Origin of the sequence: Acinetobacter sp. TG2027, from assembly GCF_000302435.1 — a bacterium.
In the GTDB taxonomy this organism is placed as follows: Bacteria; Pseudomonadota; Gammaproteobacteria; order Pseudomonadales; family Moraxellaceae; genus Acinetobacter; species Acinetobacter pittii.
In genome coordinates, this window is record NZ_AMJN01000048.1 from 16711 (window position 1) to 33235 (window position 16525).

A 16525-nucleotide genomic window follows, 5' to 3' on the forward strand; every position below is an offset into this window, starting at 1 on the left:
ATCTACGCAGACTTACGTGAATTAACTTGTCCTTGAATCACCGCTTTAATATTGCCTTTGGCATAATTTAAAAACACCACCAGTGGTGAAAGTTTTGGATTTGGCTTTTTACCTTTGCCAATGGTTTTAAATTGAGCTGCATACCAAATAATTTCCATAATTGCCATTTTATCGACAAAAGGTAAGCCCGTTTTAATCGGCTTTACGGCATAACGCACGTCTTGCCCTGCAATTAAACGTTCTGTTAAATCGGTTTCTACTGCGAATGGGCGAGCAATACCAATAAAGTCACATGCGCCACTTGTGAGTGCAGCATTCATGCCCTCTACAGTACGGAAGCCTCCTGTCACCATAAGCTTACACTTAACATGCTGGCGGATTTTTTCAGCAAAATCTAAAAAATATGCTTCACGAGCAATCGTACTTACTTTACGTTTGTCTGCCTTAGCTCCAGCCATTGCTGGTGCTTCGTAAGTGCCGCCTGAAATTTCAATTAAATCGATACCAGCTTCATCCACTACTTTAAACACTGAAATCACATCTTCTTCACTAATACCGCCACGCTGGAAGTCAGCCGAGTTAAGCTTCACTGAAATGATAAAATTATCTGAAGTCGCTTCACGTACCGCTTTATAAACCTCTAGTAAAAAACGACTACGATTTTCAACTGAACCGCCCCACTGATCTGTACGCTTATTGGTTAATGGCGATAAAAACTGACTAATTAAATAACCATGTGCGCCGTGTAATTGCACCCCTTCAAAACCTGCTTTTTCACAGATATGAGCTGCTGTCGCGAAACGTTTAATAATATCTAGAATTTCATCATGAGTAAGTTCACGTGGCGTTCCAAACATGGTTGCTAAAGCTGGGCTAAAAGGTACCGCTGATGGCGCTACAGTTTCTTTATTTAAGCCTTTTGGACACTGACGACCTGGGTGCGACAATTGAATCAACTGCACCATGCCATATTTTTTACCTAATGCCGCCCATTCTTTTAAGCGCTCTAGGTCACGTTCATTTTCGATAACAACAACACCTGGTTCATTTTTTGCGCCGGCATTTACCATGACATTACCAGTAATTGCACAGCCAAGCTCACCTTTTGCCCATGCACCATATAGACCCAAATGTAAGTCATTCGGTTGGCCTTCATAATTTGCAAGTGCTTCACTCATTGCACCTTTAATAATTCGGTTTTTAAAGGTGGTATTGCGAATTGTGATGGGTTGAGCAATCTGGTTCATGGTTAACCTCTGTTCTTTGAGTTTTAGAGCAATTACTCTAATTTAAATGAGTTATTGGGCATGTCAAGTCATAATCGATAACTGACAATAGCACATGTCAATTTTAAAGAATATAAAAATATGCAACTTTTTGCATAAAATAAAAATTTTAATTATTTTATTAAAAAACAATTAATTAAGGATCTTTATTTTAAAAAGATGCTCCAATCAACTGTCTGGTATATTCAGTCTGAGGCTTAGAAAATAGAAGTTCAGTTTCCTGATATTCAACAACTTTTGTATGATGTAATACCATCACTTTGTGGCAAAGTGCTTTTACTATATTGAGATCATGACTAATGAAAATATAACTTAACTGCTCAGTTTGTTGTAATTGTCTCAACAACTTGATCATGGCTTTTTGCGTGGTCCGATCTAAGGCAGAGGTAGGTTCATCCAAAATTAAAAGTTTCGGTTGCACCACCAAAGCTCTGGCTAAGGCGACACGTTGACGCTGTCCACCTGAAAGTTCATGAGGATAACGGTGTTGAAAATCTTCAGCCAATTCAACTTTTACCAATACAGATTCAACTTGCTGTTTGATCTCGTTATCAGCTACTGCTTTCACTTTCAATCCTTCAGCAATAATCTGCCCTACTGTCATACGCGGGTTTAAACTTCCAAATGGGTCTTGGAATACAAGTTGAAAATCTGATCTCATCAAACGCAAGGCTTTTGGCTGTAACTGATTTAAATCTTGACCTAAGAAAACAATCTGTCCTTTGCTCTGAATAAGCTGAACCAAAGCGAGGGCTAAAGATGACTTACCCGCACCACTTTCACCAACTACCCCAAGTGCTTCACCTTGAGCAAGGTCAAAACTCAAATCTTCTATTGCGGTGAAATATCCTTGAATGCGATTTAAAATTCCTTTTCTTATAGGAAACTGCACGCTGAGCTGTCGAACTGATAAAACATTCTGATGAGCGGGTCTAGACTCTACACTTCCAAAATCATGATCTAATAATTGTGCTGTATAACTAGTTTTAGGATTTACAAAGATTTGGCTCAGTTCACCTTGCTCCACCACACGCCCACTTTGCAATACAATAAGTTTCTCAGCATAGCGATGTACTAAATTGAGGTCATGGCTAATTAAAATAAGTGCCATCCCATATTTGCTTTGCAAAGATTTTAATAGCTCTAAAATCTGTATCTGTAAAACCACATCCAACGCAGTAGTAGGTTCATCAGCAATCAAAATTTTAGGCCGAAGTGCCAATGTCATCGCGATCATGACACGTTGTCTTTGCCCACCAGAAATCTCATGCGGATAACGGTTTAAAATTTGTTCTGGTTCAACAATTCCCACATCTTTTAACAGTTCAAATATTTGCTGCCGGACTTCAAGTTTTGAAAACCCAGATAAAAGAAGATTTTCCCCTATAATTTTTTCAACCCGATGGAGCGGATTTAAAGCACTAGCAGGTTCTTGAAAAATCATTGCGATTTGTCGACCACGTAAATTTGATTGAGCTCTTTCATCTAGCTCAAGCATATTTTGTGAACCAATCCAGACCTGACCCGTTATTTCTAATTTTTCTTGTAGCAAGCCCATTATTGCTAAGCAGCTCATCGATTTACCTGAACCACTTTCGCCCACAATAGCCAATGTTTCACCTTCACTTAAGTAAAAACTTAGATCTTCTAATAAAACGTTTTTGTCTTTAGTTTGAACCGAAAGTTGCTCTACTTTTAATAATGCTAAAGCGGAATTTAAATTATTTTCTTGGGTCAAAAGCATCACGAGCCGCCTCCCCAATATAAATTAAAAGTGAAAGAACAATCGCCAGACTAAGAAAGCCTGAAATTGCTAGCCATGGCGCATCTAAATTATTTTTACCTTGTAGTAATAATTCACCTAAAGAGGCCGCATCTGGCGGTAGACCATATCCTAAAAAATCAAGAGCAGTTAAAGCGCTAATGTTAGTTGTTAAAATAAAAGGTAACTGAGACAAACTCGAACTGATCGCATTTGGCAAAATATGCCTAAAAATAATCGCGTGTTCAGTCACTCCCAAAACTTGGGCTGCACGAACGTAATCAAACTGGCGAGCTTTTAAAAACTCTGCCCTAACAACGCCCACCAAAACAGTCCAGCCGAAAAACAACATAATGAAAAATAGCCAATATACATTTGGAACAAACATACTGACTAAAATCATGACCATAAAAAGCATGGGCAAGCCATTCCAGACTTCAACTAAACGTTGCCCCAATAAATCGACCCAGCCACCATAGTAACCTTGAATAGCGCCTACCGTAATTCCAAATAAAGCAGAACAAAATGTTAAGGCCAAGCCAAAAAGCAACGATACTCTTAAGCCATAAAGAATACGCGCAAGAACATCCCTTCCTTGATCATCTGTTCCCAACCAGTTTTGCTTGGAAGGTGGTGATGGCACAGGAACTGCCAAATCTAAATTGGGAGTTTGATATGAAAATTGAATGAGGGGCCAAACTGCCCATCCTTTAGCTTCAATAAGCGCTTGTACGGCGGGGTCTTTATAGTCAGCTTCTGTTTCAAACACCCCACCAAACGCAGTTTCAGGATAAGTTTTTAACACTGGTAAATAGTAAGAATCTTCATACTTCACTAAAAGCGGTTTATCGTTAGCAATTAACTCCGCGGCTAATGACAAAACTAAAACCAGACTAAATAAAATAAAGCTTGCCCAGCCCAATTTATGCTGTCTAAAACGCTGTAATCGTGTCCGCACAATTAAAGACATTATTTGCCTCCTTGTGCGTCAAAGTGAATTCGTGGATCAATCCATTGGTACAACACATCACAAATGAGACGTAAAATTAGGCTAAATAAAGTAAAGAAAAATAAAACACCAAAAATAACAGGATAATCACGCTGAACAATGGCTTCAAAGCCCAACAAACCCACCCCATCTAGATGAAAGATAATTTCTACGAACAGGTTACCTACAAAGAAAATACCTGCTAACGCTTCTGGCAATCCTGCGAGCACAACTAAAATGGCATTACGAAAGACATGCTTATATAAGACCTGTTGGCTGTCCAACCCTTTTGCATAGGCTGCCAAAACGTAGGGCTTATTGAGTTCTTCTAAAAATGAGTATTTAGTTAAATAGGTTAAACTGGCAAAACCGCCTAATACCATCGTAATGAGTGGCAGAGTCATATGCCATAAATAATCGCTAACTTTGCCCCAGAGACTGAGTTGATGAAAGTTATCTGAGACTAAGTTTTGTAGTGGAAACCATTGAAAATAAGACCCACCTGCAAAAAAAACAACTAACAAAATGGCAAATACAAAACTTGGTACAGCATACCCCACCACAAGCACTAAAGAAGTGGACCGATCAAACCAAGAGCCCTGCTGCTTTGCCTTTTTAATTCCCAGAGGAATAGAAATGAGATAAATGAGAAAAGTACTCACCAGCCCAAGTGAAATGGAAACAGGCATTTTTTCCCATAACAATTGCACGACAGATTTATCTTTAAAGAAACTTTGTCCAAAATCTAAAGTTAAATAGCCCTTTAACATTAGAAAAAAACGTTCAGGAGCAGAACGATCAAAGCCGTACTGAGCCTTAATTTGCTCAACCATTTCAGGGCTTAACCCCTGCGCACCTTGATAATAAGTTTCTGCACTCAATGCACGACCAATTCCCAAATCGCTTTGTGCCTGATGTATTGCTTGCTCAACTGGCCCACCCGGTGCAATTTGCACAACCACAAAGTTAATCAATAGAATGACAAACAATGTGGGAATCATTAAAAGAAGTCGCTTGAGAATATATGAACCCATATGACAGGATTTCCTTTATGGCAGGTGCTTTTTATTGTTGATGTAAATATTTGGCAACTTTTTTGGCTTTGTTTGCATCACTCCACCAATATTCTATCCCAGAAGAAAGTGCTGGTTTAACTTTAGGTTGTTGATACATATTCCAATAAGCATACCAGTTTTCACCTTTACCATAGGTCGGGATTTGATAATAACCAGCTCTAAGCAATCGATCGAGAATGCGAGTATAAATAAGCTGTTGTTCACGGCTTTTACTCGCAACGAGTTTTGCAATCACTTGATCAATTACTGGATTACGAATTCCCGCATAATTGTAATTTCCATCCTGAGCTGCAGCTACACTCCCCCAGAACTGAGTTTGTTCATTTCCCGGATTGAGAGATTGCGGCAAATTCATTGTGGTCATATCAAAATCGTAACGGCGAGTTCGTTCTAAATATTGCGGAGCATCAACCTGACGTAAATTAACAGCAATGCCTAATTTTTTTAAGTTACGAATAAAAGGTAGAAGTGTTCGTTGTTTACCATCTTGCTGAATTAAAAACTCAAGCTGAACTTTCTTTTCCTCAAGTGTAAATAGCTGCCCTTCTTTAATTTTATAGCCAGCTTGTATAAGCAATTGGCGCGCAGTTAATAAATTCTGACGGTTAAATCCACTCGCATCTGACACTGGGTATTTCCAGTTTGCTAAAACACCTTGTTGCATAAGTGGAGATAACTTAAGCAATAACGGTTTTAACAACTCTAATTCAGTTTTTGAAGGTCGACCTGTTGCTGCTAATTCACTATTTTCAAAATAACTTTGTAGGCGCTGATATTGTCCATAAAACAAAGCTTTATTCTGCCATTCAAAGTCATAAGCATAGGTTAAAGCTTGTCTAAAACGAATATCATTTAAAGGTTTTCGTCGTGTATTAAAAACATAGCTTTCAGTGGCAATAGGATTATGGTGACGAAACTTATATTGAGTAACCAACCCTGCTTTTACGGCTGGAAACCGGTAATCAGTTACCCATTTTTTAGGATTAGTTTCTTCATGCAAAGTGTATTGCCCAGATTTAAATCCTTCAAAAGCAATATCCCAATTTCGATAATAAACATATCTCAAGCGGTCAAAGTTATAACGCCCTTTGTTAATAGGCAAATCTTTTGCCCAATAATTCGGGTTTCGTTTATAACTGATGCTTCTGCCCGGATCAATTCGTTCAACCACGTAAGGTCCCGAACCAACAATCGGTTGTAAGGTAATTCGGCTAAAATCTCTTTTTTGCCAATCTACTTTTGAATAAATGGGTAAGGTTGCCAAAATGAATGGCATTTTAGGGTTATGTATAGACTTAAAACTAAACTTTACTTGATGGGCGTTTATTATTTCTGTTTTTGCTAAATCAGCAAGGTACATTTGCAAACCTAAATTAGATTTAGTCTGATAGGCATCAAAACTAAATTTAACATCCGCCGCAGTGACCGGCTGTCCATTACTAAAACGCGCTTTAGGGTTTAAATAGAAAGTCACTGATTGCGTTTTTTCTGGGTCATAACTCACTTTCTGAGCCAAAAGCGGATATAAAACTCCAACCTCATCAAGTGATTGAGTCATTAAGGTATCAAAAAGATAATTAACGCCTTCTGTAGCATTCCCTTTCCCATTCATACTATTGAGGTTATCAAAAGTTCCTTGAGCTGCCTGACTTAATAGGCCACCTTTAGGTGCATTAGGGTTTGCATATGGCATAGCCATCATTTCTAAATATTTAGGCTTAGAATGAATCGCTATATATGAATTGGTTTGTTGTGCAGAAAAAACACTATGGGAAATGACACTGAGCCCGACTAGCAGGCTCAGTTGAAAATTTAATTTATGCATAAGTGGCTAATTATTTTACAAATTAGGCACTTTAATCACATCACCAATGCGAAGCTGAGTAGAAGGTGTCAAATTATTCAGCTCAGCCAAGAAATTGGTTTCTAAACCATATTTACTCGCAAGACCGATTAAAGTATCACCACGCTTCACTTTGTATTCCACGACAGTTTTTGGAATCACAATATTCTGACCGCGCTGTAAGTTAGCATTTGCTTTTAATGCATTCATTTCAGCCAGTTCACGCACTGAAATACCAGCACGGCTCGCGATACTATTTAAAGACTCACCAGATTTAACCGTATATCTTTCAGTATTTTTACCAGCGGCAACCGTTTTAGTTGAAGACTTAGTATCTGCTTTAGCTGTTTCAACTGTAGGCACATCACCCGTTAGCTTTAAACGCTGCCCCACACGAACGCTACTGTTGCGTGAAAGACCATTTAGTGAAGCCAGGTAGTCCAGCTGTAAGTGGTAGCGATTAGCGATATTACCTAAGCTATCACCCGATTTAACTGTATAAGTTTCTGGTGTTTCTTCTTTAGTATTTTTAGAAGATTTAGTTGGCACTTCTTCAACCGTACCTGTTAGTTTTAAGCGTTGACCAGCACGCAAACCAGCAGTACGAGACAAACCGTTTAGGTCAGCCAAATAGCTTGTTTGCAAATTATATTTACTCGCAATAGCATTTAAACTATCGCCAGACTGTACAACGTATTGTTCAGGAACACTTAAGCCTGCCGGTACTTTTAAAGTTTGACCAAGCTGCACATGGCTATTTGCTTTTAAGTTATTTAACTCGGCTAACTCAGCTAGGCTAATTTTTGATTTAGTTGCAATACTCGATAAAGTATCACCACGTTGTACTTTATAGCCTTCTGTTTTATAAGAAACACTTGCTGATGCTTTCTCAGATTTACTAGAAGCCTTAGTTTCAGCAACTTCATCTACAGAAATATCTTGTGTAGGCACATTAATTTTTTGGCCTACCATTAAGTTACTGCCCGCAGTTAATCCCGGTGTTAATTCAGCAAGTTCCTGATTAGAGAGCGCATAACGATCTGCAATCAATTTAAGGTATTCACCGCGCTTCACAGTATAGCTCTTAGTTGCTATACGTTTTGCACTTGCCTGAACAGCTTTCGGTTCTGCTTTAGCACTTGAGCGACTATTTTTTGGTTCTTTTAACTGTAGTTTTTGCCCAACGAATAAGCCATCAGTCACTGATAAATCGTTATATTCAGCCAATTGTCTTACTGACAAATTAAACTGGTTAGCCACGCCGCTTAAACTATCGTTAGCCTGAACGACATATACATCTGGTTTAGCTGTGCTTTTTGAAGTCGTTTGAGTTTCTTGTGGCTTAGCATCATAAAGGTAAAGCGTTGAACCAACATATAACGTCTTTTCAGGATCAATCTGGTTCCACTTAGCAACATCGCGCCAGTTTACGCCGTTTTTCATCGCAATAACGGCTAAAGTATCACCCGGTAAAACTGTATAGGTACTACGTTTGCCTTTAGGCTGCACAACCACTACATCTGTGTCAGTTTTAATGTAAGGCTTGTCTTTATTACGCTGCCCATCTTCAGAATTAGCTACAGTCACGTCTTCAGCTAAAGTTTTTGGATATGCAAAACCTTTACTTACTTCTTTACCTTGTTGCTCTGCAACTGACTGACTTGTTTGAATCGCAGTTAACTTAATTTTGCCATCATAAGGATCAACAATTTCTGTTCCTTGTGGTGCAATAGCTTTCAACTCGGCAACTACTTGATCTTTTTCAGCCTGCGTTGGTTGTGGCTCTAAAGCTTGTTGAACTGTTTCTTTCTCACCTTCAGCTCGAACTGCCGCTAAAATCTTTTCACGTTCTGCAGCCGAGATTGGTGGCTCTGTCTTCACTTGCTTAATATTTGCCGCAGGTGTCACAGCAACAGGAATACGTGGAGCACTTGGTACATCAGCCGAAGCTGCAAACGCGGCTAAAGCATCAGACCCACGAGGAGTTGAAGTTTTTACCGTGGTAGAGCTACTCGTTGTTTTAGTAGGTGTTGACGGTTTAACTGGTTGAACCTGATTTGCAGGCGTGGTTTTAATTGTCACAGATGTTGAAGCACTTACATCCGGCTTGGATGGTGAAGTCACATTTGCCCACCAACCTGAACCACCGCCAGACTTCATACCTTTTAATTTATTATCAATTGAAGGACTTAAATCTGCTGGAATCAAGATACGCATTGGACTTGCAGGGTCTACCATTTCACCACGATATCCCGGGTTTAATGCATAGAGTTCCGAACGACTTAATCCAGCTACAGAAGCAATTTCATTTAAAGATAAAGGTGCAGATAAAGTCACTTCACGGAAATGGGGTCTATTTGCAATTGGTGGTAAAGAAATACCGTAAGCTTTTGGATTTTTAATAATTTGGGCAACAGCCAAGAAACGAGGAACATAGTTCATGGTTTCTTGAGGTAATTTTAAAGACCAATAATCAGTTGGTAAACCTGCTGCCTGATTTCGGTTAATTGCTTGTTGAATACGTCCCGGTCCAGCATTATAGGCTGCTAAAGCAAGCTCCCAAGAACCGAATTGATTATATAAGCTTCCTAAAAACTCATAGGCAGCACGAGTCGACTCAACAACATCTCGACGGCCATCATACATGCCTGTTTGCTTTAAGCCATAAATACGGCCAGTACTCGGAATAAACTGCCATAAACCTGCTGCTGCAGCACTACTTGTTGCAGCTGGGTCATATGAACTTTCAATTACAGGTAAGAGTGCAAGTTCTGTCGGCAAACCACGGCGTTCAGCTTCTTTAACTGTATGGTACAAATAACGACTTGCGCGGGCACTTAAACGATCAAGATAAGGCTGACGAGAAATAAACCAACTACGCTGAGCTTCAATACGTGAATCCCAATGGTTCAAATCCATTTTGAAACCAACAGACATACGTTTCCAGACATCACCGTGCTTTAAAATAAGCAGACGGTCACCCTCTACAGCACGCATATCAGTTGCTGAAAGTAAGTCTTCCAATGAATCAAGACTACTCGCATCTAAATAACCTGCACCACTGACCTGTTTCGATTTTGAGGTTTTTGCAGATTGCGGAGTCGATGAACAGCCTGTTGTAATACCCAACGCAGCTAACGCAGAGCTAAGTACGGTAATTTTAAACAATGATGCTGCAGATGGCTGCCACACAAATGTGGTTGGTTTATACATAAAAACTTCCAAACAACTCGCGTAATATTTTTTTGGGGTCTGCCCACAAACCCTAGGTCTTCGATGCCATTGTAGTAAAGCATGCAAGATAGACAAGGCAATAATTTAATGTCATTTGCATGGAAATGTTACAAGAAATTAAAAAAACCTTGCTTTGATACGATGGAACCGAACTTTTTGCGTATACAATACACCATATTCAGTTCTTTTTCTTTTAGTTTAGGTTTCGATTAATGTCTCAAACAATCACACTGTATGTTGATGGTGCATGTCGTGGCAATCCGGGTTTAGGTGGTTGGGGCGCATATGTCATTACCGAGCAGGGTGAACATAAATTATTTGGCGGTGAGCCTGATACGACCAATAACCGTATGGAACTCACTGCTGCCATTGAAGGTGTTTCATTTTGCCCAACCGATGCACATTTGATTATCTGGACAGATTCAAATTATGTGAAGCAAGGTATTACCGAGTGGATTCATGGCTGGAAAAAGAAAAACTGGAAAGATGTAAAAAATCCTGACCTTTGGCAGAAATTAGATGCTGTCTGTGCAGGTAGAAATATTGAGTGGAACTGGATTAAAGGCCACGCAGGACACCCTGGCAATGAAATGGCAGACCAGCTTGCTAATTTAGGTGCAGACAAAACTGCGAAAGAACTCAAGCAACCACAGTCTGCCACTGTATCGCAAGATATAAAAAAGCCTGAACAGGACTGGCTGCTAGATGACCCTTTCGGGTTTGATCTGGCTGACGCAACAGAAGAAGAAAATATTCATCTTGAAGCATCTGAAGAAGTTGAAATGCTTGAAGTAACCGAAGAAATTATTGAAGTTGAAACTGCCGAACAAGAAAGTAAGCAGCCAACCAATAACATTCATCCTCAAATCGTTGTGACCGAAGCCAAATTAAAATTACAAGGTCCTCGACAACTGATTCTCGATACGGAAACTACTGGTTTTTATTTCCAAGATGGCGACCGCATTATTGAGGTGGGCGCGATTGAGATGATTAACCGTAAGCTTACGGGTAGCTCGATTCATATTTATATTAACCCACAAAAACCAGTGGGAGACTCAGAAAACATCCACGGGATCAGTGATGATTTCTTAAAAGATAAACCGCTCTATGTGGACATTGCTGACACCTTATTTGACTATCTCAAAGGTGCAGAGATTATTGCCCATAACGCGACCTTCGATATGAACTTCCTTGATATGGAGTTTAAACGCGTAGGGCTTCCTGCACTTTCTGAAGTATGTGAGGTAACGGATACTTTAGCTTTAGCGAAAAACAAACATCCGGGACAAAAGAACTCCCTTGATGCGCTTGTAAGACGTTATGAAATTCCAGCACGTGACCGTACTTTCCACGGCGCGTTACTCGATGCTGAAATTCTTGCTGATGTCTACTTGGCAATGACTGGTGGTCAGGTTTCTTTTGATATAGATGCCTTATCTCAGAGTGAAAATAGCCAGCAAACAACCAATAGAAGCAGAGTTCAAATTGACCTTCCTGTAATTTACCCTTCAGATGAAGAGTTAAATATACATGAGACTTGGGTCAAAGAATATGAGGAAAAACACGGAGAACCTTGCCTTTTTGCAAAATAAATTTTTGATTCTTTAGTGTTTTTAGCTTTTCCCCTTTGTAAGTTAAGTTATATTAGTCGCATAGATTTTTAGCTCAAAGTATTGAGCACTACGAATATAACAATTGATTTTTTTGCAAAGGGGAACGTTTATGTCTGAGCATACGTCGATTCATTTCGATCCAACAGCTTTACTCATCATTAAACATGAAATTGATCGTTCAATAAAACTGGTTGAAGGTGCAGTAAGTACCTTAATTGAAGAACAGGCTCTCCCTTTTGGTATTGATGATGCATTAGAACAATTTAAACAATGTACTCAAGTTCTACGCTTAATTGATGTTCCTTATCTTGCAAAAATCACTCAATATTCAACTGAGTTGATGCAAAAAATTATTGCGAATCCAACCCAAATTAATACGGATGATGTGGTTGCCCTAAGCGAAGGCACGACCATGGTAAAGCGCTATATTGAATTTATCTGTTTGCGTGAAATACAAGTTCCACAATTTCTTCTTACGACCTTAAATAATTTAGAATTGGCTTTAAATAAGCCTCTAACTACATCGGGACAAGCTATTGTTCCTTTACTTGCAAATACTTCGCTTGAACTGCCCTTGCCTGAAATATTAATTAGTGAAAAAACTCAGTTCATCCATCAACTATACAAACTATCTCTACACCAATTTTTAAAAAAGACAGCCTCAGCTCAGAATTTTCAAGCCTTTAAACTTATTGCAACCTATTTGGTCAGCATGGCGAATACTCAGCCAAGCCAAAAATATTGGCAGCTCGTCAATTACGCTTTTAACCATATTGATGACCTACTTTTAAATGATTCACGCCTACGTGTACTGATTAATATTGAAAATCATATTGCTCTATTTTTGACAACACCCGAAAGTTTTGAACCTAATTCAGCGGCATTCGCAGATATTTTAAGTATTGTCATCGCTCAAGAAGATGAGATTGCTCACTATATTCGTAATCAACTTCATATTGGTGATGAAACACCGACTGATACTCAATTACTCGTTTTAAGTCGCCATCTTTTTGGTCCGGACTTTGACACGATGTACACAGTCAGCCAATTAATCTTGGATGAAATGAATAAGGTGCGGAACGATATTGAATACAACTATCAAAATATGTCGCCTGAAAAAGCACAACAACTACAAGCGAGCCTTTTACAACTGGCATATACCTTTAAACTTCTAAACCTTGATGAAGCCGCATCTGCTCTTTCTCAACAAGCCAGCAGTTTAAGTCAACTTAACATTTTAAGTGACGAAAACTATGCTCAGCAGCTGATGAACAGTATTTTATCTGCCATGAACTCAATTGGTATTTTAGTACGCAATTACACATCAAATCGTCTACAACTTAGCGTGAATAATACGGCTATTTCTTTAGATCGTCTTGATGAAGCTCATCAAGCTTTGCTTACCGAGACAAAAAATTTAATTGATTTTATCTGTCAGAGTCTTACGTTGTATGCCAATGACCAAACACAAAATATTGAAGCCATTGCAGGTTCATTAAAAGAGTTAGCAGGTGCAGCCGAATTTTTAGGAAGCACGACTCAACAACATGCTTTACTCCAAACTGCCCAATTTGTTCAAGAGCAACTTGAACAAAGCCAGCCTTTTAATACAGACCAAATTCACTGTATTTTTAACGTATTGGCAGGCATTGACATGTTAGTTGACAATTTAAAAAATAAACAACCTGTTCTACAATCCATGTTTAATGTAGCATTGTCGAGTAGTCAACAACTTCAAAAAAAGGCAGCTTAATGTCTGAATTATCACTTGCTTATATTTTCCATCATCAACAATTACTGGTTGACCAGAATTTCCAACTACCCAAAGTCGAAAAGTTAGCAAGTGATTTACTTTTCACTCATGATGAGCAAGTCATTGCACGTGACTTGCTTGCTGAGGAACCTATCCCCGAAGGCTTACAGCTTGTTCCAATTCGCCAGCTTATTACCAGCTGGTCGAAAGAACAGTTTTTGCAAGCAAGCCGTGCTGTTCAATTACTTGAATGGCGACGAAACCATAAGTTTTGTAGCCACTGTGGACATCCAACAGAAGTTCACCCAACCGAATATGCAATGGTATGCCCTTCTTGTCGCTACCACCAATATCCTCGTGTAAACCCTTGCATTATTACCGTCATTACTCGTGGTGATGATGAAATTTTGCTGGCTAAGTCAGTTCATAACAAAACCAATATGTATGGTTTGATTGCAGGTTTTGTTGAGGTGGGCGAAACACTTGAAGAAGCAGTACAACGTGAAGCCTTTGAAGAAGTAGGTTTAAAACTCAAAAATATTCAATATATGTCCAGCCAGCCTTGGCCATTCCCAAGTAATCTTATGGTGGCATTTCGGGCAGAATATGAGTCGGGTGAAATTAAGCTTCAAGAAGAAGAAATTGCAGATGCCCAATTCTTCAAAATTGATCAATTACCTGAGATTCCGTTTAAAGGAAGTATTGCTCATTCAATGATTATGCAGATTACCCAAGCTGGGTAATCTGCCGTGTTTTAAACGAGACTCTCGTTTAAAACACTTCTTCGAGAAAATGTAAGATCGTTCTTTTCGTTCTGAAATAGTGGCTAATAAAGCTAGAAAGACTAGCCAAAATTGTAATATGTCCAGTTTTAGGAATCACAGCGATATGACTGTGATTTCCACTCTGTCTTAAAGCCCGATCCAAATCCAACGTATTCTCTTTGCCAACAAGCTGATCATTTTCAGCCATGAGTAAGTAATGTTTAATACTATTTTGATTGACGAAATAGTATGGCATCACTTCTTGATAAGAAATACTTTGATCAAAAGCATCTTCAGCTAGTGGGTCCCCCTTATAATCAAAATGATAAGGTCCAGCTAAACCGAAAATCGCCTTAATATTTCCTAAACATTGAATAGGATTTGGCGTTGGGTGATAAACAGCAGACATTACATTAAATGCCCCTGCTGAATGCCCCATAAGCACAACATTTTCTGTAGAAATTTCTAGTTTTTCTTGGTTTTGATGTAAATAATTCAGTGCCTGTGTCAGGTCATCAACAAAACTCGGAAAAATATTTTTAGGAGCTAATTGATAGTTGATAACTGCAACGTCATAGCCTTCTTTAGCAAACGTCTCACCAATAAAAAGATAATCTCGCTTATTACCATGTTGCCAAGCACCACCATGTACAAAAACAATAAGAGGCTGATGTGCTAGTTTTTTAACAGATCGGTAAATATCCAAACGGTGACGCGGCTTTAGACCATAACGTACATTTGCGACCTGTTCAAAACCATCTTTTGGCGTAAAACGGTTTAAAGCAAAACTCCCCAAATCATAAAGGCGGAACTCTTTATAGAGAGTTCGCGCCTGTTCAATTTTACTTTGTAGTTGTTCAATCAGATTCATAAATTACTGTGCATTCGAAGCTGGATCTGTTTGGTCAGGATCAATTGCAACAGGAGTTTGAACTGTTGGTTGAGCAATGACGTTATTAATAATTGGTGTAGTCGTTGCACTAGCAGTACTCGCCGCTGGCGCAGGTGCTAAATCAACGTTATCAATGAGTGTCACAATTTTGGTTACGTTACCAACATTTTGAAGCACATTATTTAAATCATTAATTTCAGCAGTATTTAAACGTCCCATGACATAAAGTACGCCGTCTTCGGTGTGTACGAGAACCTTACTGTCCGACACAACTGGCGCTTTCATTAATAGAGCACGTGTATTGGCTGTTACACCCGCATCTTGCATAATCGTGTTATAGCTGACCTTATTCCCCACGGTAATGTAGTTATGTACAGCTTTCACATCGCTCATGGCTTTAAGATTGTCTTCTGCCAATTGTTTCAAGTATGGGTCTGGCACTTGTCCTGTTAATAAAACAGTACTATGGAAACTTTCGATATTAATACGTGATTGTTTAAAACGCTGATCAAGCTTATAGAGGTTAATATTCGCTGTACGTTTAATTGAAGAATCAATGAATACCTGACCTAAGCTACGTACACCACTATCTGTTCCGACTGGAGCTGTACCTGTTCCACCAGAAATAAAACTTGCGCAACCTGACAAACTTGCGACACAAAGCGCTGTTACAGCAATACGTTTCAACACTCCACCAGACTCCTATCAATCTCTTCTTGGCTTGATCATAAAACATCGGTTTTAATTTGCTCAAAAGAGTAATGAACTCTTAATCCAAAGTAAATGCATTTTCGATCCATTGCAGATCATAATGGAAATTTGAAAAGTCTTGCTGTACTGTTTTTGCAATTTTCTGTGGAAAATCAAAACAAATCACATCAAAACGACAATAAAAATCCTGATAAGATGGGTAGCGCTGTAAAAAAAGCATCGCGGTTTTAATAATTTTCTTCTGCTTTGCTCTTGTCACCATTTCGCAAGCCTGTCCATAATTTCCTATAGTACGCGCCTTTACCTCAACAAAAACCAGCTCTTGCCCTCTTTTAACAATCAAATCCACCTCACCACGGTGTGAATAGTAATTACTGGTTACCCATACATAGTTTTGCTTTTGTAACAGGTTTAAAGCCGTTTGCTCTGCCCATTTACCCAACTGCTGCGCTAATAGCATTCTTATCTTCCCCAAATTAAAAGTAGCAATACATATTTTGATGCTTAAATTATTTCGTTAAATCCACCCGTACTTTCTGATCTAAATTGAACAAATGAAAATCAGATCATTTTGGAAAAGCAAAGGTTGGCAGACATTGTTCA

12 protein-coding genes are annotated in these 16525 nt (G+C 39.0%); 3 read left to right on the forward strand and 9 right to left on the reverse strand.

All coding sequences use genetic code 11. The features are described from left to right. Positions 1-2: 2 nt before the first annotated feature. The 6 genes from B806_RS0113010 to B806_RS0113035 all read right to left on the reverse strand — a co-directional run bounded on the left by B806_RS0113010 (position 3) and on the right by B806_RS0113035 (position 10168). Positions 3-1247, reverse strand: a complete 1245-nt coding sequence (locus B806_RS0113010; protein WP_017403139.1) for an NADH:flavin oxidoreductase/NADH oxidase family protein — start codon at positions 1245-1247, stop codon at positions 3-5. Positions 1248-1437: 190 nt separating this feature from the next. After that, positions 1438-3033 (reverse strand): dipeptide ABC transporter ATP-binding protein, encoded by a 1596-nt coding sequence (locus B806_RS0113015; RefSeq protein WP_086230356.1) that lies wholly within the window; start codon positions 3031-3033, stop codon positions 1438-1440. After that, a complete protein-coding gene (locus tag B806_RS0113020) occupies positions 3008-4018 on the reverse strand; it encodes an ABC transporter permease (protein ID WP_017403141.1) in 1011 nt (336 codons plus the stop codon). The genes B806_RS0113015 and B806_RS0113020 overlap by 26 nt, the downstream gene beginning before the upstream one ends. Beyond that, the gene (locus B806_RS0113025) at positions 4018-5070 is read right to left on the reverse strand and encodes an ABC transporter permease subunit (protein ID WP_017403142.1); all 1053 of its coding nucleotides are present in this window, start codon (positions 5068-5070) and stop codon (positions 4018-4020) included. Before B806_RS0113025 ends, B806_RS0113020 begins: the two co-directional genes overlap by 1 nt. A gap of 31 nt (positions 5071-5101) precedes the next feature. Beyond that, positions 5102-6937: an extracellular solute-binding protein gene (locus B806_RS0113030; RefSeq protein ID WP_017403143.1), complete on the reverse strand. Its 1836-nt coding sequence runs from the start codon at positions 6935-6937 to the stop codon at positions 5102-5104. Between the two features lie 15 nt (positions 6938-6952). Next, positions 6953-10168, reverse strand: coding sequence for a LysM peptidoglycan-binding domain-containing protein (locus B806_RS0113035; protein ID WP_017403144.1), 3216 nt, complete (start codon positions 10166-10168; stop codon positions 6953-6955). Between the two features lie 233 nt (positions 10169-10401). Here B806_RS0113035 and dnaQ point away from each other — a divergent pair, with 233 nt between their 5' ends. From dnaQ to nudC, 3 genes are all read left to right on the forward strand, one after another. Continuing rightward, entirely contained in the window at positions 10402-11781 is a 1380-nt protein-coding gene (gene dnaQ / locus B806_RS0113040) for a DNA polymerase III subunit epsilon (RefSeq protein ID WP_017387170.1), read from the forward strand. Positions 11782-11911: 130 nt separating this feature from the next. Further along, complete coding sequence (locus B806_RS0113045; protein WP_017387169.1) at positions 11912-13555, forward strand: hypothetical protein; 1644 nt, start codon at positions 11912-11914, stop codon at positions 13553-13555. Next, positions 13555-14298, forward strand: a complete 744-nt coding sequence (gene nudC / locus B806_RS0113050) for an NAD(+) diphosphatase (RefSeq protein ID WP_017387168.1) — start codon at positions 13555-13557, stop codon at positions 14296-14298. The genes B806_RS0113045 and nudC overlap by 1 nt, the downstream gene beginning before the upstream one ends. 28 nt (positions 14299-14326) lie before the next feature. Here the strand turns inward: nudC and B806_RS0113055 are convergent, their stop codons facing one another. From B806_RS0113055 to B806_RS0113065, 3 genes are all read right to left on the reverse strand, one after another. Next, entirely contained in the window at positions 14327-15190 is an 864-nt protein-coding gene (locus B806_RS0113055; RefSeq protein WP_005070519.1) for an alpha/beta hydrolase, read from the reverse strand. A gap of 3 nt (positions 15191-15193) precedes the next feature. Continuing rightward, complete coding sequence (locus B806_RS0113060) at positions 15194-15901, reverse strand: BON domain-containing protein (protein ID WP_002117601.1); 708 nt, start codon at positions 15899-15901, stop codon at positions 15194-15196. Positions 15902-15980: 79 nt separating this feature from the next. Beyond that, positions 15981-16382, reverse strand: a complete 402-nt coding sequence (locus B806_RS0113065) for a YraN family protein (protein ID WP_017403145.1) — start codon at positions 16380-16382, stop codon at positions 15981-15983. Positions 16383-16525 lie beyond the last annotated feature (143 nt).